The 19,673-nt window shown below is 69.9% G+C and carries 14 protein-coding genes; 6 read left to right on the top strand and 8 right to left on the bottom strand.

The window, feature by feature from the left end; genetic code table 11:
* Window positions 1-11 precede the first annotated feature (11 nt).
* The 3 genes from OG266_RS37775 to OG266_RS37785 are packed head-to-tail and all read left to right on the top strand — an operon-like array spanning window position 12 to window position 4,632.
* Window positions 12-407, top strand: coding sequence for a DUF742 domain-containing protein (locus tag OG266_RS37775; protein ID WP_329548836.1), 396 nt, complete (start codon window positions 12-14; stop codon window positions 405-407).
* A gap of 24 nt (window positions 408-431) precedes the next feature.
* Entirely contained in the window at window positions 432-4,046 is a 3,615-nt protein-coding gene (locus OG266_RS37780) for a hydantoinase B/oxoprolinase family protein (protein ID WP_371551222.1), read from the top strand.
* Complete coding sequence (locus OG266_RS37785) at window positions 4,027-4,632, top strand: ATP/GTP-binding protein (protein WP_266467917.1); 606 nt, start codon at window positions 4,027-4,029, stop codon at window positions 4,630-4,632. Before OG266_RS37780 ends, OG266_RS37785 begins: the two co-directional genes overlap by 20 nt.
* A 156-nt stretch (window positions 4,633-4,788) precedes the next feature.
* Here OG266_RS37785 and glpK read toward each other — a convergent pair whose 3' ends face one another.
* From glpK to OG266_RS37810, 5 genes are all read right to left on the bottom strand, one after another.
* Window positions 4,789-6,309: a glycerol kinase GlpK gene (glpK, locus tag OG266_RS37790; RefSeq protein ID WP_371551224.1), complete on the bottom strand. Its 1,521-nt coding sequence runs from the start codon at window positions 6,307-6,309 to the stop codon at window positions 4,789-4,791.
* Between the two features lie 13 nt (window positions 6,310-6,322).
* Window positions 6,323-7,063, bottom strand: a complete 741-nt coding sequence (locus OG266_RS37795) for an MIP/aquaporin family protein (protein WP_266467924.1) — start codon at window positions 7,061-7,063, stop codon at window positions 6,323-6,325.
* A 468-nt stretch (window positions 7,064-7,531) separates the two neighbouring features.
* A complete protein-coding gene (locus OG266_RS37800) occupies window positions 7,532-9,199 on the bottom strand; it encodes an EAL domain-containing protein (protein ID WP_371551226.1) in 1,668 nt (555 codons plus the stop codon).
* A gap of 100 nt (window positions 9,200-9,299) precedes the next feature.
* Window positions 9,300-10,490: a lipid-transfer protein gene (locus tag OG266_RS37805; RefSeq protein ID WP_371551228.1), complete on the bottom strand. Its 1,191-nt coding sequence runs from the start codon at window positions 10,488-10,490 to the stop codon at window positions 9,300-9,302.
* A gap of 28 nt (window positions 10,491-10,518) precedes the next feature.
* Window positions 10,519-10,947 carry a Zn-ribbon domain-containing OB-fold protein gene (locus OG266_RS37810; RefSeq protein WP_266470898.1) on the bottom strand — a complete coding sequence of 143 codons (429 nt, stop codon included), beginning with the start codon at window positions 10,945-10,947 and terminating at the stop codon, window positions 10,519-10,521.
* 295 nt (window positions 10,948-11,242) lie between these two features.
* Here OG266_RS37810 and OG266_RS37815 point away from each other — a divergent pair, with 295 nt between their 5' ends.
* Complete coding sequence (locus OG266_RS37815) at window positions 11,243-11,785, top strand: NUDIX domain-containing protein (RefSeq protein ID WP_371551230.1); 543 nt, start codon at window positions 11,243-11,245, stop codon at window positions 11,783-11,785.
* A 44-nt stretch (window positions 11,786-11,829) separates the two neighbouring features.
* Here OG266_RS37815 and OG266_RS37820 read toward each other — a convergent pair whose 3' ends face one another.
* On the bottom strand, window positions 11,830-14,196 hold the full coding sequence (locus tag OG266_RS37820; RefSeq protein WP_371551233.1) for a TIM-barrel domain-containing protein: 2,367 nt from the start codon (window positions 14,194-14,196) through the stop codon (window positions 11,830-11,832).
* Window positions 14,197-14,409: 213 nt separating this feature from the next.
* Between OG266_RS37820 and OG266_RS37825 the strand changes: the two genes are divergently transcribed.
* Together OG266_RS37825 and OG266_RS37830 are read left to right on the top strand one after the other, a co-directional pair.
* The gene (locus OG266_RS37825) at window positions 14,410-16,377 is read left to right on the top strand and encodes an acetoacetate--CoA ligase (RefSeq protein WP_371551235.1); all 1,968 of its coding nucleotides are present in this window, start codon (window positions 14,410-14,412) and stop codon (window positions 16,375-16,377) included.
* A 135-nt stretch (window positions 16,378-16,512) separates the two neighbouring features.
* Window positions 16,513-17,403 (top strand): hypothetical protein, encoded by an 891-nt coding sequence (locus OG266_RS37830; protein ID WP_329548846.1) that lies wholly within the window; start codon window positions 16,513-16,515, stop codon window positions 17,401-17,403.
* A 69-nt stretch (window positions 17,404-17,472) separates the two neighbouring features.
* Here OG266_RS37830 and ptsP read toward each other — a convergent pair whose 3' ends face one another.
* Window positions 17,473-19,143, bottom strand: coding sequence for a phosphoenolpyruvate--protein phosphotransferase (gene ptsP / locus OG266_RS37835; protein WP_371551237.1), 1,671 nt, complete (start codon window positions 19,141-19,143; stop codon window positions 17,473-17,475).
* A gap of 77 nt (window positions 19,144-19,220) precedes the next feature.
* Entirely contained in the window at window positions 19,221-19,670 is a 450-nt protein-coding gene (locus tag OG266_RS37840) for a PTS glucose transporter subunit IIA (protein ID WP_326724462.1), read from the bottom strand.
* Window positions 19,671-19,673: the final 3 nt, after the last annotated feature.

The raw sequence follows: 19,673 nt of genomic DNA on the forward strand, positions 1-19,673 counted from the left end.
TGAGTGTGAGCGTGAGCGGAGACAGCCAAGGACGACGCCCCTGGTTCGACGACGAGGCCGGACCGGTGGTCCGCCCCTACGCCATGACGCGCGGCCGCACCACCAGTACGGCCCAACACCGCCTCGACCTGATCGCGGTGGTCGTCACGGAGTCGTACGACCACGACCCCGAGGTGGACCAGACGCTGTCCCCGGAACACGTGGACATCGTCGAACTCTGCCGCGACGCCCCGCAGTCGGTCGCCGAACTCGCCGCCGAACTCGATCTCCCCGTCGGGGTGGTGCGGGTCCTCATCGGGGACCTCGTGGATGAGGAAATGGTCCATGTGACACGTCCAGTACCGCCCGCCGAGCTGCCGGACGAGAGTATTCTGCGCGACGTGATCAACGGCCTCCGGGCGCTCTGAGCAGGGCGGAAGCGGGGAACAGACGTGACAGGCTGGCAGTTCTGGGTCGACCGAGGCGGCACCTTCACCGATATCGTCGCGCGGCGCCCGGACGGCCGCCTGCTCACGCACAAACTGCTGTCCGACAACCCGGCCAGGTACGCCGACGCGGCGGTCGCGGGTGTGCGGGAGCTCCTCGAAGAGGGCGCGGAGATCGACGCCGTCCGCATGGGCACCACGGTCGCCACCAACGCCCTCCTGGAACGCAAGGGCGAGCGCACCCTCCTGGTCATCACTCGCGGCTTCCGCGACGCACTGCGCATCGCCTACCAGAACCGCCCCCGCATCTTCGCCCGCGCGATCGAACTGCCGGAGCTGCTGTACGAGCGTGTCGTCGAGGTCGACGAGCGGATCGCCGCCGACGGCACGGTCCTGCGCGCCCCGGACCTGGACGCCCTCGCCGGGCCCTTCCAGGAGGCGTACGACTCCGGGATCCGCGCCCTCGCCGTGGTCTGCATGCACAGCCACCTCCACCCCGCCCACGAACAGGCCATCGGTGAGCTGGCGGCCCGCACGGGCTTCCCGCAGATCTCGCTCTCCAGCGAGGTCAGCCCGCTGATGAAGCTCGTCCCGCGCGGAGACACGGCCGTGGTCGACGCCTACCTGTCGCCCGTGCTGCGCCGCTACGTCCAGCACGTCGCCGATGAACTCCAAGGCGTGCGGCTGATGTTCATGCAGTCCAACGGAGGCCTCGCCGAAGCCGGCCAGTTCCGCGGCAAGGACGCCATCCTGTCCGGTCCGGCCGGTGGCATCGTCGGCATGGCCCGGATGTCGCAGCTCGCCGGGTTCGACCGCGTCATCGGCTTCGACATGGGCGGCACCTCCACGGACGTCTCGCACTTCGCCGGCGAGTACGAACGGGTCTTCACCACCCAGATCGCCGGAGTCCGACTGCGCTCGCCCATGCTCGACATCCACACCGTCGCGGCGGGCGGCGGCTCGCTGCTCCACTTCGACGGCTCCCGCTACCGGGTGGGCCCCGACTCGGCGGGCGCCGAACCCGGACCCGCCTGCTACCGCGCCGGCGGACCGCTCACCGTCACCGACGCCAACGTCGCCCTCGGCCGCATCCAACCCACCCATTTCCCCCGGGTGTTCGGCCCGGACGGCGACCAGCCCATCGACGACGCACTGGTCCGCGAACGCTTCGCCGCCCTCGCCCGCGAGATCCGGGAGCGGACCGGCGACGACCGCACCCCTGAGCAGGTCGCCGAGGGCTACCTCCAGATCGCCGTGGCCAACATCGCCAACGCCGTCAAGCGGATCTCGGTCCAGAAGGGCCACGACGTCACCCGGTACGCGCTGACCACCTTCGGCGGCGCGGGCGGGCAGCACGCGTGCATGGTCGCCGACTCGCTCGGCATCCGAACCGTCCTCGTGCCGCCCATGGCCGGTGTCCTGTCCGCCCTCGGCATCGGACTCGCCGATACGACGGCCATGCGCGAACAGTCCGTCGAAGCACCCCTGGAAGCCTCCGCGATGCCCGGCATCCTGAAGACCGCCGACGACCTGGAGGGCGCCGCCCGCGCCGAACTCCTCGCCGAGGACGTGCCCGAGGACCGCATCCGGGTCACCCGCCGGGCCCAGCTCCGCTACGACGGCACGGACACGGCACTCACCGTCGAGCTCACCGAGCCCGACACCATGACCCGCACCTTCGAAGAACGCCATCGCGCCACCTACTCCTTCACCCTCGACCGTCCGGTCGTTGTGGAAGCCCTCTCTGTGGAAGCCACCGGTCTCACCGACCCCCCCGATCTCTCCGCTCTCTCCGCCTTCGTAAGCCGCTCCACCGCGCCGGAAACGGCCGGCCTGCACACGGGCGGCGCCCGGCGCGACGTACCCCTGCTCCGACGCGAGGAACTGCCCTCCGGCCAAACGGTCACCGGACCCGCGATCATCACCGAGGCCGGCTCGACGACCGTCGTCGACGACGGCTGGCAGGCCGCGACGACCGACGACGGGCATCTGGTCATGGAACGCGCGGCGATTACGCAGAGTTCCGATCTCGGCACAGAAGCGGACCCCGTCCTCCTTGAGGTCTTCAACAACCTCTTCATGTCCATCGCCGAGCAAATGGGCGCCCGCCTGGAGTCCACCGCCCAGTCGGTCAACATCAAGGAGCGCCTGGACTTCTCCTGCGCCCTCTTCGCCCCCGACGGCAGCCTGGTCGCCAACGCCCCGCACATTCCGGTGCACTTGGGCTCGATGGGCACCAGCGTCAAGGAAGTCATCAGGCGGCGCGGAGACGGCATGCGCCCCGGAGACACGTACGCCGTCAACGACCCGTACCACGGCGGCACCCACCTCCCCGACGTCACCGTGATCACCCCGGTCTTCGACACGGAGAGTGAACGGATCCTCTTCTATGTCGCCTCGCGCGGGCACCACGCCGAGATCGGCGGCATCGCACCGGGCTCGATGCCGGCGAACAGCCGCACCATCGACGAGGAGGGCATCCTCTTCGACAATTGGCTGCTCGCCGAGAACGGCCGCTTCCGCGAAGCCGAGACCCTGGCCCTGCTCACCCGGGCGCCCTACCCGTCGCGCAACCCGAAGACCAACCTCGCCGACCTGCGCGCGCAGATCGCTGCCAACCAGAAGGGCGTCGACGAAGTCGCCCGCATGATCGACAACTTCGGCCTCGATGTGGTCCAGGCCTACATGAAGCACGTCCAGGACAACGCCGAAGAAGCGGTCCGGCGCGTGATCGACACTCTCGAAGAGGGTCGGTTCACGTACGAGACCGACTCCGGGGCCGTCATCCGAGTCCGCGTCTCCGTAGACCGCGAAAAACGCTCAGCCACCGTCGACTTCACCGGTACGTCACCCCAGCTGACCACCAACTTCAACGCGCCCTTCGCGGTGGTCAACGCAGCCGTCCTGTACGTCTTCCGCACCCTGGTCGACGACGACATCCCGCTCAACGACGGCTGTCTGCGCCCTCTCGACATCGTGGTGCCGCCGGGTTCGATGCTCGCGCCCGAGCCCCCGGCCGCAGTGGTCGCGGGCAACGTGGAGACGTCCCAGGCGATCACCGGAGCGCTGTACGGAGCCCTGGGCGTACAGGCCGAGGGATCCGGCACCATGAACAACGTCACCTTCGGCAACGAGCGGTACCAGTACTACGAAACCGTGGCCTCCGGATCCGGCGCGGGCGACGGCTTCCCCGGCGCGTCCGTCGTCCAGACCCACATGACCAACTCGCGGCTCACCGACCCCGAGGTCCTGGAGTGGCGACTGCCCGTCCAGCTCGAGGAGTTCGCCGTCCGCCGCGGAAGTGGCGGCGCGGGGCGCTGGAGCGGCGGGGACGGCGCCGTGCGCCGTATCCGGTTCCTCGAGCCCATGACCGTGTCCACGCTCTCCCAGCACCGCCGGGTGCCGCCCTACGGCATGGCCGGCGGCGAGCCCGGGGCGCTCGGCGCCAACCGGGTGGAGCGCGCGGACGGTACGGTCACCGAACTCGGCGGCAGTGACACGGCCGACGTCGGCCCCGGTGACGTACTCGTGATCCAAACCCCCGGCGGCGGTGGCTACGGCCCACCGCCGCGCGACCCCCATCAAGCAGGAGAAGAGATCGATGATCTTCGGGCGTTCTGAGCGCGGCAAGCCTCCGGTCGAGCCCGTCACGCTCAAGATCCTCGTGGCCGGCGGATTCGGCGTGGGCAAGACGACCCTCGTCGGCGCGGTCAGCGAGATCAAGCCACTGCGCACCGAGGAGCTGCTCACCGAGGCGGGCCGCCCGGTCGACGACACCAGCGGCGTGGAGGGCAAGCACACCACCACCGTCGCCATGGACTTCGGCCGCATCACCCTCCGCGAGGACCTGGTGCTCTACCTCTTCGGAACCCCCGGGCAGGACCGGTTCTGGTTTCTGTGGGACGAGCTCTCCACCGGCTCGCTGGGCGCCGTCGTGCTCGCCGACACCCGCCGTCTGGAGGACTGCTTCGCCGCCGTCGACTACTTCGAGCGGCGGTCCATACCCTTCGTGGTCGGCGTCAACTGCTTCGAGGACGCCGCCCGGTACCCCGCCGACACCGTCCGTCAGGCCCTCGACCTCGACCCCGATGTGCCCGTCGTCCTCTGCGACGCGCGGGACCGTGAGTCGGTCAAGGAGGTCCTCATCGGCGTCGTCCAGCACGCGATGGCGTCCGCGTCCGACCGGCGCCAAGCTCTCACAACCTGACGTACGGCACCCGGCTTTCGCAAGGCGCCCAAAGCCAGTTGTCCAGGGCAAGGTGCCCAGGAGTACGGCCCGTACCCTCGCCGACCGGGGTACGGGCCGCAGTCATGCACGCGCGCGTGGCTCCAGCGAAAAGCACGCGCGCGTAGACCCCTGTTTTCAGCTCAGGCCCTCCTCGTGCCAGCCGAAGCTCTTCTCCACCGCCTTGCGCCAGTTGTGGTACTCGCGGTCACGCGCGGAGGCCTCCATGGACGGCGTCCACTCGACGTCCTTCTGCCAGTGCGACTTCAGCTCGTCCAGGTCGTTCCACACACCGGTCGCGAGACCGGCCGCGTACGCGGCGCCCAGACACGTGGTCTCGGAGACCTTCGGGCGGATCACCGGCACCCCGAGCACATCCGCCTGGTGCTGCATCAGGAGATTGTTCTTGGTCATGCCGCCGTCCACCTTCAGGGTGGTGATCTGCACCCCGGAGTCCTGGTACATGGCGTCGACGACCTCGCGCGTCTGCCAGCTCGTCGCTTCCAGGACCGCGCGGGCCAGGTGCGCCTTCGTGACGTAACGCGTGAGCCCGGTGACGACACCACGTGCGTCGGATCGCCAGTAGGGCGCGAACAGGCCGGAGAACGCGGGCACGATGTACGCGCCGCCGTTGTCGTCGACGCTCGCCGCCAGTGTCTCGATCTCGTCGGCGTTACGGATGATGCCGAGCTGATCGCGGAACCACTGCACCAGGGCGCCGGTGATGGCGATCGACCCTTCGAGGCAGTACACGGGCGCCTCGGTGCCGATCTTGTACCCCATGGTCGTCAACAGGCCGTTCTTCGAAGGGACCGGCCTGTTCCCGGTGTTGAGCAGCAGGAAACTGCCCGTGCCGTACGTGTTCTTCGCCGTGCCCACGTCGTAGCACGCCTGCCCGAACACCGCAGCCTGCTGGTCGCCCAGCGCCGACGCGACGGGAACGCCCGCGAGTTGGCCCACGGCGGTGCCGTACACCTCGGCGGAGGACCTGATCTCGGGGAGCACCGCTTCCGGGACGTTCATCGCGGAGAGGATGGACTGGTCCCACTGGAGTGTCTCCAGGTTCATGAGCATGGTGCGCCCGGCGTTGGTCACATCGGTGACGTGCCGCCCGCCGTCCGTGCCGCCCGTCAGGTTCCAGATCAGCCAGGAGTCGATGGTGCCGAAGGCGATCTCGCCGCGCTCGGCACGCGCGCGCAGCCCCTGGACGTTGTCGAGGAGCCAGGCCGCCTTGGGCCCGGAGAAGTAGCTGGCCAGCGGCAGTCCGGTCTGCTCCCGGAAGCGGTCCTGTCCGTCCGAGCCGCCCAGTTCGTTGCAGAGGCCGGAGGTGCGGGTGTCCTGCCAGACGATCGCGTTGTGCACGGGTTTGCCGGTGGCGCGGTCCCAAAGGACCGTCGTCTCGCGCTGGTTGGTGATCCCGAGCGCGCTCAACTGGTCCGCGCGCAGCCCGGCCTTGGCGATCGCCCCCGCGACCACCGCCTGCACCTTCGACCAGATCTCGGTGGCGTCGTGTTCCACCCAGCCCGGCTTGGGGAAGATCTGGCGGTGTTCGCGCTGGTCGACGGCGACGATCGCGCCGCCGTGGTCGAAGATGATGCAGCGGCTCGATGTGGTGCCCTGGTCGATTGCGGCGACGTACTTCTCGGCATGGTCCGTCATGACGTCCCCTTCGTCAGAAGGCTGCGTTGTAGATCAGGGCTCCGATGGCGGCGCCCGCGATCGGGCCGACCACCGGGATCCAGGAGTAACTCCACTCCGAGGTGCCCTTGTTGGGAATCGGCAGCAGCGCGTGCGTGAGTCGCGGCCCCAGGTCGCGGGCCGGGTTGATGGCGTACCCCGTGGGGCCGCCGAGCGAAAGACCGATCCCGACGACGAGGAGGGCGATGAGCAGGACGGGCAGTCCCGCGTCTCCAATGCCCGCCACGTGCTTGTCGCCGCCGACCATGGCCAGAATGGGCAGCATCAGGGCGACGGTGGCGATGATCTCGGTGATCAGGTTCTGCACGGGATTGTTGATCTCGGGCCGGGTCGAGAAGATCCCCAGCGTCTCGATGGCCTGGTCCTCTTCGGCGTTCAGGTTGAACTGGCCCAGGTAAAGCAGCCAGCACAGCACGGCCCCGATGATGGCTCCGGCGAACTGCCCGAGGATGTAGAAGGGCACGTCCTCCCACTTGGTGGAACCCTCGATCGCGAATCCGATCGTCACCGCCGGGTTGATCTGCCCACCGGACAGCGGCGCCGAGGTGTACGCGCCGGCAAGGACGCCGAAGCCCCACCCGAAGGCGATGACCACCCAGCCCGCTCCCCGGGCCTTGGACTTGTTGAGCGTGACTGCGGCGCACACTCCCGCGCCGAACAGGATCAGGATCGCGGTGCCGATCAACTCCCCGACAAAAATGTCTGCGTTGCTCATGGCGGCTCCTAGGGCCGACCCGGGGCGAGCCGCTCCGGGCCACCGTGCAGGGTGCGTTCCCACGTTTCCATGGCTACTTCAGCCGAAGGCAGGAAGGTCCCGCTCCCCGCCCGGCGTCCGTGACGAGCGTGCCGTAGCAGCGGAATCGCCCATGAGGATGGCCCTTGGTGCAGGTCGGAAACCCGAGCGGCGCGGTGCGTGAAGACGCCCGAATGCGGCGATACCGACTGACACCCGGAAGTGTTCACCGGTGCCCAGGGGGCGTCAAGGTCGCGGACAGCACCGGTTGGAGGGGCTCTGCGGGGCGCGTCGCGGTGCTCGGCCCTGGCTGAAAACTGTTCGTTGCGCTCGGCGGGTGTTTGCATCGACCCCCGCGTTCTCGGCCGGGCCACCCGCCGCCTGCGGGCTGGTGGTTGTGCGCCTCGACGTCATCGGCGGCGGGGCTGGTCCCGACCGGCCGTCCGCCCGTCAGCTGGTCAGCCGGTCGCTCCCGGCCCGGTCCGCCCACCCGAACCCCGCCGGCGCCGGTGCCGTCCCCGCCCCGCGGCGGATCTCGTGGCCCGGCAGCCCCGCACGCCCCAGCACCCAACTCGCCCCGTTGAGGGCCTTCGCGGCCTTCTTGAGGGGTGCCAGGCAGGCGGCCGCCTCCCGGTGGTCGGTCACGCTGCCGGGTGCGCACAGGACCGTGGCCAGCGACAGCGTGATGCTCCGTCCGCCGGCCGTCCAGGGCGTGTCGAGCACCGAGTTGGCCAGCGGGTCGAGGGTGTCCGGGTCCGCGAGGACCAGGAAGTCGTCCCCGCCGATGTGCCCCACGTGCGTCGCACCGGACGCGGCGAGCTGGAGCGCCCGCCCGACCGCCCGGATCAGATCGTCGCCCGCGGCGAACCCCGCTCCGTCGTTGACCTGCTTGAAGTGATCGACGTCCAGCCAGCTCAGCGCGAACATGCGGCCGTCCGCGATCCGCCGGTCCACCTCGCCGGTGATCGCGTCCGAACCGGGCAGCCGGGTCAGCGGATTGAGGCCCGCGGCCTCCTCCACCCGGCTCTCGGAGAGTGCCCGTACGAGATCGGCCAGGCGTACGACACCCACGCACCGCCCGTACCGGTCGACGACCGCGACATCGTCGGACGTACGGTCCCGGTCCCCGTCCGCCACCACGTCGAGGACCTCCCACGCGGTGGCGTCGACCCCGACCGTACGTGGCGGATCGCCGAGCTTGGCGGCCGGCCTGTCGGCGTACAGTGCATGCCCGTAGCGCCCCGACATCGACAGCAGGAACCGCGACCGGTGCACCGACCGGACAGGGACCCCTGAGGCGTCCACGAGCAGCACTCCGGACACGTCGGACGATCCGGTGAGGAGCGCCCGCACCTGCCCGGCCGACGCCGTGGCGGGCAGCAGTGCCGCGGGCCGCACGAACTGACGTACGGACGGCCCCGACCGGGCCGTCTCGGTGACACCGGGAGTGAGGACCGGAACGTATACATCCGCCACGGGCAGCCGCGCGGGCGGCGCGAACAGGTCGCCCTGCGCCAATTGCGCGCCCGCCGACACCGCGGCCGCGCACTGCAGCTCCGTCTCCACCCCTTCGACGGACAGCAGCGCGCCCAACTCCTCGCACAGAGTCCGCATCGCCCGCACCGCAGGGGAGCGCGCGAGCAGGGACACGTCCAGCTTCATCAGCTCGGGCGCGAGGTCCGTGAGCAGCCGCAGGGGTACGTCGCCGTCGCCCACGCCGTCCGCGCAGATCCGGAAGCCCTCGCCCCGCAGAGCGGCAACCGAGTCCAGCAGGGCATGCTGCGGCACATGCGTGTACGGCGGACCGATGTCGACCGTCACCTCCCACGGCAGCCGCCCGGCCTCACGAACAGCGTCTCGCAGCGCCGCCAGCCCGCCGAGATCGGCGAGGGTCCCGGCGAACACGTTGACGTGCAGCGGCAGCAAGGTCTCCTTGCGGGCCGCTGCCCGGATCGCCAACGCGGCCAGACGGCCGTCGAGTTCGGGGTCGCGGCGGGCCTGCGCCAGGATGTCACCGGCTTCCGGGCGGGCGAGTATCTCCAGAGCAGCCACCCCTCCGGTCGTCAGGTTGACAACCGGCTGAAAGGCGAAGCGGACCGTATCCGACCAGGAGGGCACGCGAGCAGAATGGCGCCCCTCGCGCACGCCCGGGCGCGATTCACGAGCTGTTCACGCAGGATTCCCAGCTCGTCACAGTGGGTGCTCACTGCGGCCGGGATCACCGCACGGCGACGACCGACGAACCGTGTCCGAACAGCCCCTGGTTCGCGGTGATCCCCACCCGAGCCCCGTCGACCTGCCGCTCGCCGGCGGCGCCCCGCAGCTGCCATGTCAACTCGCACACCTGGGCGATTGCCTGCGCCGGAACCGCCTCGCCGAAGGAGGCGAGCCCGCCACTCACGTTCACCGGTATTCGCCCGCCCAGCGCCGTGGCACCCTCCCACAGCAGCTTGGCCGCCCCGCCGTCCGCGCACAGGCCCAGGTCCTCGTACCACTGCAACTCCAGGGCCGTGGACAGGTCGTACACCTCGGCAAGCGAGAGATCCTCGGGGCCGATGCCCGCCTCCTCGTACGCCGCCCGGGCGATCGACGCGCGGAAGGTGTCCGCCGCGGGCTCCACCGCGACCGCGGAGTCCGTGGCGATGTCCGGCAGATCGAGCACGGTGTTGGGATAACGCGGCGTCACCGTGGACACCGCGCGGATCCGCACCGGATCGGCGACACCGTGCCGTCGTGCGAACTCCATGCTGGACAGCACGAGGGCCGCGCCGCCGTCCGAGGTCGCGCAGATGTCGAGCAGCCGCAGCGGATCGGCGACGACCGCGGACCCGGCGACCTCCTCGGCGGTGACCCTCTTGCGGTACCGCGCGTTCGGATTCAGTGCCCCCAGGGCGGCGTTCTTCACCTTGACCTGTGCGAAGTCCTCCAGAGTGTCCCCGTGCACGGCCATCCGCCGCCGCGCGTACAGCCCGAAGTACGTCGGATTCGTTGCCCCCAGGACGCGGAACCGCAGCCAGTCCGGATCGTCAGGCCTGTCCCCTCCGGCCGGGCGGAAGAACCCCTTGGGCGCGGCGTCCGCACCCACCACGAGGACGACCTCCGCGAGCCCCGCAAGTATCTGCGCCCGCGCCGTGTTGACCGCCTGCGCCCCCGACGCGCATGCCGCGTACACACTCGCGACCCGCGCCCCCTGCCAGCCGAGCGCCTTCGCGAACGTCGCCCCCGCCACGTACCCCGGATAGCCGCCGCGCACGGTGTCCGCACCCACGATCGAGCCGACATCGCGCCAGTCGACCCCGGCGTCGGCCAACGCAGCACGCGCCGCCACGACTCCGTACTCGACGAAGCCACGCCCCCACTTGCCCCAGGGGTGCATGCTCGCGCCGAGCACCGCCACATCCCCGCTCACGCCGTCACCCCCGTACGCCACATGTCCTTCATGCCGTCACCGCCGTCGGCCGCCAATGCCATGTCGTCCAGGTCGTCCCCTCGTCCTCGTTCAGCACGCCGGGGACGACCTCCACCTCCATGCCCACCGCCAGATCGGCGACCGTGACCCCGGGAACCGCCTGACCGAGTACCACGATCCGCTCACACTCCAGCTCCACAGCGATCAACGCGTAGGGTTCCCATGAGAGTTCCGGATCGCTCACATACGGTGACGGCGGCCGGTACCGGCCGTCCGTGTACGACCAGACACGGCCGCGCCGCGACAACGGCACCTCGACCAGCTCGCTTCCTCCCGGGCAGCCCGGGTTGCGGCAGAAGGCGTCCTCGCGGGGGAAGAAGACCGAGGCGCATACCGAGCAGCGCGTACCGAGGAGATGGAAGTCGTCGCCGTCCCCGGCGAACCAACCGGCGACCACAGGCGTGCGTGTGCGCGACAAGACCCCTCCAACACTGGATCTGACGGAACGTCAGAAGTGTGCCACGGGCAACGGGATTTGGGCAGGGCGTCATGGAGAACCGCGGAGGCCTCCCAGGCGTCGGAGTATCGGTAGGGACGGCCGGGGCCCACGGGGGTGGTTCCGGCCGTCCCTCACTGCCCGAGGCCTCCGAGCCGCTGCCGCGACACCCTTTGGTCCGCCCGTCCGGTCGATCAGCACACCAAGACGGTTGCCCCTGAAGGGGCCCTTCAAGTGATCGGATACAGTCCGCGGCGTGTCCGCATCCCCGCACCTGCACCCGCCCACCAACTCCGCGCCGGACTCCCACTGTTCGAGCTGCGGAGCACCCTACGGAGAGGGTGTCTCCGGCTGGCCCCGCACCTGCGCCGTCTGCTCCACCGTGGCCTACCGCAATCCACTGCCGGTCGCGGTGGCCCTCCAGCCCGTGTACGACGCCGGTGGCACCTCTCTGGTGGTGATCACCCGGACCATCAGCCCCGCGCGCGGGGGCATCGCCCTGCCCGGCGGGTTCATCGACCACCGGGAGGACTGGCGGCACGCCGTCGTCCGGGAGCTCAGGGAGGAGACGGGCATCGACGCGATGAGCCGGGAGGTACGTCTCGCCGACGCGATGAGTTCCCCGGCCGGGCACCTGCTGCTCTTCGGGCTCCTCCCGGAACGCCCGGTCGCCGAACTCCCGCCGTCCGCCGCCACCGACGAGACGGACGGCTGGCATCTGCTGCGCAGGTCGGCCGAACTCGCCTTCCCGCTGCACACCTTGGCGGTTCGGGCATGGTTCGAGGGCCGGTACATCTGAGAGACCCGGCTACCGGAGGTGTGCTCGGGGCGCTTGGCGAGCCGTTACACCTCCCGTAGCCCCCGCACCCGTACCGGATACGCGGTCTCGCTCAGGCCGCCCTCTCCGTCCCGCTGTACGACCACCTGCGACCCCTCCCAGCGCGTCACATAGCGCTCGACCTCCGGCTCCTCCCACCCGTCGCCCGTGTCCGGCACGACGAGCCCGCCTCCGACACGTCCTTGGGCGGGAGCCCACACCTCCAGTTCCAGACCACCGTCGGCACCCCTGACGGGCACGACGGCACCGGCGCGCGCCAGCACCGGAATCCGCGACAAGGGGGAGTCGATCAGCACCTGGGCCGGCCCTTCATAGGCCTCCTCAGTGACCGTGTCGTACCAACGCCCCCGCGGCAGCTGCACCGCACGCCGATCGGCCCCGTGGTGCAGCACGGGCGCCACCAGGAAACAGTCGCCGAGCAGGAAGGCGTCCTCACAGTCGCGCAGCGCCCGGTCCTCGGGCGCACCCCACCACACAGGCCGCACATACGGTGCGCCGGTACGGCGAGCCAGATGCGCCAAGGTCATGAAGTACGGGAGCAGCCGCCGCCGTTCGACGAGCGCCACGCGCGCGTGCTCCAGGACGTCGTCACCGAACTCCCAGGGCTCCCTGCGCCCCGCCCGCAGACTCGCGTGCGTACGGAACAGCGGGAGGTACGCGCCGAGCTGGAACCACCGCAAGTACAGCTCGGGCGACGGGCTCCCGTCGAAGCCGCCCACGTCGGGCCCCGAGTACGGCACCCCGCACAGCCCCAGCCCCAACACGAGCGACAGCGAGGCCCGCAGCCCGGGCCAGCCGGTGGCCACATCCCCGGACCAGGTCCCTCCGTAGCGCTGCATTCCGGCCCACCCGGAGCGCGAGAAGATGAACGGCCGCTCCTGGGGCGCAAGTTCACGCAGGCCCTCGTACCCGGCCCGGGCCATCCCCAGCGCGTACACGTTGTGCGCCTCGCGGTGGTCACCGCCGCGGCCTTCCAGGGAGTGCCGGGCCGAACGCGGCAACGTCGACTCCCCGAAGGCGGTGAACGAAGTCGGCTCGTTCATGTCGTGCCAGAAACCCGCGAACCCCTGCGCGAGCCGCTCCTTGAAGAGCCCGCCCCACCACCGCCGCACGCGCGCGTGCGTGAAGTCCGGAAAGACGGACTCCCCGGGCCATACGACACCTCGCACAAGCCGCCCCGAGGCGTCGCGCACGAAGGCGTCCTCGGCAAGGCCACTGTCGTACACGGCATTGCCCGGCTCGGCCCTGACCGCGGGGTCGACGATCGACACCAGCCGGATGCCGTCACGGCGCAGCTCCTCCGCCAGCACCGGCAGCTCCGGGAAGTGCTCCCGGTCGACCGTGAACACCTGGTGCGCGTCGTAGTGGTCGATGTCCAGGTGAACCGCGTTGAGCGGAAGACCACGCTCCTGGTAGCCGGCGACGATCCGCCGTACCTCATGCTCACTGCCGAAACCCCACCGCGCGTGATGGTGCCCCAGCGCCCACGCGGGCGGCAGCGCGGGCGCCCCGGTGAGCGAGGCCCAGGCATGCAGCACGCGCGCGGGGGTCCCCACCATCACCCAGCAGCGCAACGGGCCGCCGTCCATCCGAAGCTCAGACGATCCGGCCCTGTCGTGCCCGGAGCCGGCGCCCTCCTCACCCTCGCGCAACGTCACCGTGCCGTCCCACGAGGTGTCGTGGAACACGAGGTGGGTGGCCGCGTCGGCGACCACGAGTTGCACGGGCATGGTGATGTACAGCGGATCGTCGCCGGGCGCGAAGGCATGCCCGGGATCCGTGTTCCACAGCCGGTACGAACCATCGCGCAGCCGGGGCCCCGCCGCGCGCCCGCCCAGGCCGAAGAACCGCGCGTCGGCGGCGACTTCGGAGCGCTGCATCCAGCGCGCCGCACCGCCGTCGACCGGCTCCCACCAGCGGGGCGGCAGATCGCGGCGCAGAACCACGCCACCAGGGGTGCGCACCTCGACGGCTCCGTGCCGCGACACCACGACGGTCACGCGCTCTGCCACAACCCGCCAGCCGCCGTCCATGTCCGGCTCCAGGACGGCCCGCGGGTCCGGATCCGGGCAGTGGCCCGCGAGAGCGTACGACGGCTCAGGGTCCGCCCCGTCCCATCCCCAGAAAACGGCCCCGCTCACCGCGACCGTGATCCGCAACTCGGAGCGAGTGAATCGGACGACTCCACCACCGGGGCCCGGCTCCACGCCCCGCACCGCCCCTGGCACCCGCGCACGCTCGGCGCCCCGCTGTGGCAGCCCAACGGCATCGGCACGCTTCCTGCGCCACGCGGCTCGCACGGTACGCAACCCCTGGGTCGCCCCCGCCGAACCGACCGCCTTCACCGAACGCACCAGGTCACGACCGTTCATGCTGCTCAGCCTGCCATTGACGAGGCCATATGTGTAAGTCGTTCAACTGCCGTTCACCCGTGGCCAGACCACATCTTCACGTCGGCGACTATGTGTGGCGCACCCTGGTGCACAAGTCGATCACATGGCATCGTCCGTGTCAGCCGCGTGACGCGCACACCCCCGCTCGTGCGCGCCAGACGCACACGACGCGCCGAGCCCGGGAGCCGCCCCATGTCCACCTCCAACCCCTCACCGCTCTGGCAGCCCACAGGGGAACGCATCGCCCAGGCGCAGATCACGAAGTTCCAGACCTGGGCGGCCGAGCAGCACGGAGCCCCCTCCGAGGGCGGCTACGCGGCACTGCACCGCTGGTCCGTGGAGGAACTGGACACCTTCTGGAAAGCCGTCACCAAGTGGTTCGACGTACGGTTTTCGACCCCCTACGCGCGCGTGCTCGGCGACCGCTCCATGCCCGGTGCCGAGTGGTTCCCCGGGGCGACCCTCAACTACGCCGAGCACGCCCTGCGCGCGGCCGACACCCGTTCGGACGAACCGGCGCTCCTGTATGTCGACGAGACGCATGAGGCGACCCCGATCAGCTGGTCCGAGCTGCGCCGCCAGGTCGGCTCCCTGGCAGCCGAACTGCGCGCGCTCGGCGTACGCCCGGGAGACCGGGTCAGCGGCTACCTCCCGAACATTCCGCAGGCCGTCGTCGCCCTCCTCGCCACAGCCGCCGTGGGCGGTGTGTGGACGTCCTGCGCCCCCGACTTCGGCGCCCGCAGCGTCCTCGACCGCTTCCAGCAGGTCGAACCCGTAGTGCTCTTCACGGTCGACGGCTACCGCTACGGCGGCAAGGACCACGACCGCCGCGACACCGTCGCCGAGCTGCGCCGCGAACTGCCGACCCTGCGCGCGGTCGTGCACATCCCCCTACTGGGCACCGAGGCTCCCCAGGGCGCCCTGGAATGGTCCGCTCTGACGTCCGCCGACGTGAAGCCCGTCTTCGAGCAGGTCCCGTTCGACCACCCCTTGTGGGTTCTCTACTCCTCGGGCACGACCGGCCTCCCCAAGGCGATCGTCCAGTCCCAGGGCGGCATCCTCGTCGAGCACCTCAAGCAACTCGGCCTGCACTGCGACCTCGGCCCTGAGGACCGCTTCTTCTGGTACACCTCCACAGGCTGGATGATGTGGAACTTCCTCGTCTCCGGGCTCCTCACGGGCACCACGATCGTCCTGTACGACGGCAGCCCGGGCTACCCGGACACAGGCGCCCAGTGGCGCATCGCCGAACGCACGGGAGCGACCCTCTTCGGCACGTCCGCGGCGTACGTCATGGCGTGTCACAAGGCGGGCGTCCGCCCCTCCCGCGACTTCGACCTCGCGCGCGTGCAGTGCGTCGCCACCACAGGCTCACCCCTGCCCCCCGACGGCTTCCGCTACCTCCACGACGAGGTCCGCGCCGACCTTTGGATCGCCTCCGTGAGCGGCGGCACCGACGTGTGCTCCTGCTTCGCAGGCGCAGTACCGACACTGCCGGTGTACATCGGAGAGCTCCAGGCCCCCGGCCTCGGCACCGACCTCCAGTCGTGGGACCCCAGCGGAAAACCGCTCATCGACGAAGTCGGTGAACTCGTGGTCACCAAACCGATGCCGTCCATGCCGATCCGCTTCTGGAACGACCCCGACGGCAGCCGGTACCACGACAGCTACTTCGACACGTATCCCGGAGTGTGGCGCCACGGCGACTGGATCACCGTCACTTCGCGCGGCTCCGTCGTCATCCACGGCCGCTCGGACTCCACGCTCAACCGTCAGGGCGTGCGCATGGGCTCGGCCGACATCTACGAAGCCGTCGAACGCCTCCCCGAAATCAAAGAGTCCCTCGTCATCGGCATCGAACAACCCGACGGCGGCTACTGGATGCCCCTCTTCGTCCACCTCGCCCCCGGCGCCGTACTCGACGAGGCCCTCCTGACCCGCATCAAACAGACCATCCGCGAACAGCTCTCACCGCGCCACGTCCCGGACGAGGTCATCGCGGTCCCCGGTGTCCCTCACACCCTCACGGGCAAGCGCATCGAGGTCCCGATCAAGCGTCTTCTCCAAGGCACCGCCTTGGAAAAGGCGGTCAACCTCGGCTCCGTGGACAACGTCGAACTGCTGCGCTTCTACGAAGACCTGGCCCGGAAGCGCGCCTGACCTGTCCCCAGGCGCCCATCGCCGTGACCTGCTAGTCCGAGCCCCGCCGAGTGCGCGAACACCTCGCCCGACCAGCGTTGTCAGTGCCGCCAGTTACTGTGAGTGAGCATTGATCGACTGCGCACAGGGGGAAAAATGGCGCACACCCAGCACCAGACCATGCGACGCGTCCTGCGCCGCGAAATCGCGGGCACCATCGGCCTGTTGACAGACGAACAGGACTTCACGGCGATGCGGCGCTATCGCACCTTCACCTTCGACGACCACACCAGCTACCTCCAGCAGGTGGAATCCCTGCTCAGGACCCTCGCCGCCCAGGGCAGCCACACCACCGTGGCACTCTTCGACCCCGAGGAGTACGCGGAGTTCTGCGCCGACAGCGGCCTGGAACCCGACGCACCGTCGAGCCGCACACGCTTCACGGCTGAACTGGCCGCAATGGGCCCCACCGTCACATACGAGGGACAGCCCCTCGACGAACTCGTCCCGGACCTCGTGGACGAGGCCGTCCGCCAGGCCACCTGGGAGTACGCGACAACCATCCTGGCCCGCATCGGCAACTGCGCGTCCTGCGGCGAGGACATCGGACGCGCGTCCTTCGCCCGCGCCTCTCACCTACTCACCCGCATCCTCGACACCGCGGGCCCGGGCGACCTCCACCTCGTATGCAGCGTCTCGGCAGCGCCCGAAACCCTCGTCGCCGCACTCCGAGCCGATGACGACGCGGGCACCATCCACGTCGACGAATCAGAAACCCTCGAATTCACCACCGTCCTGGCCCTCGGCGTCGCCACCCGGAGCGCCGGGGGACTCGTCATGCGCACCACCGCCCACGACGCGACCGACCGTGTCTACGGGTGGCGGCTCCGCGGAGAAAACCTTGAGCCCCTCACCGCGGCGGAAGTCTTCGACGCCTATTGCACCGATGTCGATTCCGGGGACCTCGTCTCCCCGGAATCGGGAGTCGACTACTGCGTGCCACCTGACCTCGGAGAAGAAGGGGAAACGACGGGCCACGCGCACTGAATCCGAAAGGGGCGCTCCACCCACAGGTGGAGCGCCCCTCGTCAACAGTCGATCGACGACGTGGTCCGGCTACTCGCCGGACAGCACCGCCTGCGCGGCCGTGCGTGCCTCCTCGGCCGTGTCCGCCGCGCGCGCAGCGGCAGCCGCACGCTCGCACTGCGCCAGCGTGTACTTGGCGAGCGAGGCCCGGACATAAGGAATCGACGCGGCACCCATCGACAGGGAGGTGATCCCAAGGCCGGTCAGCACACACGCGAGCAGCGGGTCCGACGCGGCCTCACCGCAGACACCACAGCTCTTGCCCTCGGCCTTCGCCGCCTCGGCGGACAGCGCGACCAGGTCGAGCAGCGCGGGCTGCCACGGGTCCTGCAGACGGGACACTGCACCCACCTGCCGGTCTGCGGCGAAGGTGTACTGCGCGAGGTCGTTGGTCCCCAGGGAAAGGAACTCGACTTCCTGCAGGATCGACCGCGCCCGCAGCGCGGCCGACGGAATCTCCACCATCGCGCCGAACTTCGCCTGCAGCCCGGCCGCACGACACGCCTCCGCGAACGCCTTGGCGTCGATACGGTCCGCGACCATCGGAGCCATGACCTCGAGATAGACCGGCAGCCCCTCCGAAGCCTTGGCCAGGGCCGTCAGCTGCGTACGAAGTACATCGGGATGGTCCAGCAGCGAGCGCAGACCCCGCACACCCAAGGCCGGGTTCGGTTCATCGGCAGGAGTCAGGAAGTCGAGCGGCTTGTCCGCGCCCGCGTCGAGCACACGCACCACGACACGGCCCTCGGGAAACGCCTCGAGAACCTGCCGGTACGCCTCGACCTGCTTCTCCTCGGACGGTGCCTTCTTGCTGTCGTCCAGGAAGAGGAACTCGGTGCGGAACAGACCGACACCCTCAGCACCGGCCTCGACAGCGGCCGGCACGTCAGCAGGACCGCCGACATTGGCCAGCAGAGGCACCTTGTGCCCGTCGGACGTGGCGCCGGGACCCGTTGCGGAGGACAGTGCCGCCTTGCGCTCTGCCGCGGCGGCCTCCAACTGCGCCTTCTTCTCGGCGCTCGGCTCCACGAAGATCTCACCGGTGCTGCCGTCCACGGCGATCATCGTGCCCTCGGCGATCTCACCGGCGCCAGGCAGTGCGACCACGGCGGGAACGCCGAGCGCCCGCGCCAGAATCGCGCTGTGGCTGGTCGGCCCGCCTTCCTCCGTGACGAAACCGAGCACCAGAGTGGGGTCGAGCAGCGCGGTGTCCGCAGGCGCGAGGTCGCGAGCAATAAGGACATACGGCTCGTCGCTGTCCGGGACGCCAGGCATGGGCACCCCGAGCAGCCGGGCGACGATACGATTCCGCACGTCGTCGAGATCGGCCACACGACCGGCGAGGTACTCACCGGCGCCGGCCAGTAGCGCGCGATACGCGGCGAACGCGTCATAGACCGCGCGCTCGGCGCTGCTGCCCACCGCGATCCGCCGTTCCACATCCGCCATCAACTCGGGGTCCTCGGCCATCATGGCCTGAGCCTCGAGCACGGCCTGAGCTTCGCCCCCCGCCAGATTGCCGCGCGCAATCAGGTCGGCTGCCACAGCCTTCACGGCCTTGCGGGCACGCCCCTGTTCGCGCTCCGCGTCCTCCGTCGGGATCTGCTTGGCAGGCGGTTCAAGAACCGCCGTTCCCATGTGCCGAACCTCGCCGATCGCCACACCGTGGCTCACGCCGACGCCTCGCAGCGTTGTCTCCATCTCACCCGTCTCCGATAGTGCGGCGAGTCCCGCCGCCGCGGTGGTTGTCCAACTTGTCGTCTACGCCGGCGCTGATGTCACTGCCAGCCGAAGAGCTCGTCTCCGGTTTTGACATCGCCGTCCTCGCGGACATTGGAGAGGGACTCGGCCGTGGCTTCGAGCGCCACGATCGGGCACACCGGGGACTTGCCTGCCGCCTCGACGGCAGCCGGGTTCCAACGTACGACGGCCTGGCCGCGCGTCACGGTGTCACCCTTGTTGACGAGCAGCTCGAAGCCCTCGCCATTGAGCTGCACGGTGTCGATGCCGAGGTGCGTGAGCACACCATGGCCTTCGTCGTCGACGACGACAAAGGCGTGCGGATGAAGCGAGACAATCACTCCGTCCACGGGGGCAACAGCCTCCGAAGGCTCACGCACGGGGTCGATCGCGTTGCCGGGGCCGACCATGGCGCCGGAGAACACGGGATCCGGTACCGCGGCGAGTCCGATGGCGCGTCCTGCAAGAGGGGACGTCACGGTGGTCATGGG

Source organism: Streptomyces sp. NBC_00554, from assembly GCF_041431135.1.
Taxonomy (GTDB): Bacteria; Actinomycetota; Actinomycetes; order Streptomycetales; family Streptomycetaceae; genus Streptomyces.

Bases quoted from the DNA above. Each gene is read 5' to 3' on its own strand.
- OG266_RS37795 (WP_266467924.1), bottom strand. From the start codon at position 7,063: ATGAGCAACGCAGACATTTTTGTCGGGGAGTTGATCGGCACCGCGATC.
- OG266_RS37825 (WP_371551235.1), top strand. From the start codon at position 14,410: ATGTCCACCTCCAACCCCTCACCGCTCTGGCAGCCCACAGGGGAACGC.
- OG266_RS37820 (WP_371551233.1), bottom strand. From the start codon at position 14,196: ATGAACGGTCGTGACCTGGTGCGTTCGGTGAAGGCGGTCGGTTCGGCG.
- ptsP (WP_371551237.1), bottom strand. From the start codon at position 19,143: ATGGAGACAACGCTGCGAGGCGTCGGCGTGAGCCACGGTGTGGCGATC.
- OG266_RS37840 (WP_326724462.1), bottom strand. From the start codon at position 19,670: ATGACCACCGTGACGTCCCCTCTTGCAGGACGCGCCATCGGACTCGCC.
- glpK (WP_371551224.1), bottom strand. From the start codon at position 6,309: ATGACGGACCATGCCGAGAAGTACGTCGCCGCAATCGACCAGGGCACC.
- OG266_RS37830 (WP_329548846.1), top strand. From the start codon at position 16,513: ATGGCGCACACCCAGCACCAGACCATGCGACGCGTCCTGCGCCGCGAA.
- OG266_RS37785 (WP_266467917.1), top strand. From the start codon at position 4,027: ATGATCTTCGGGCGTTCTGAGCGCGGCAAGCCTCCGGTCGAGCCCGTC.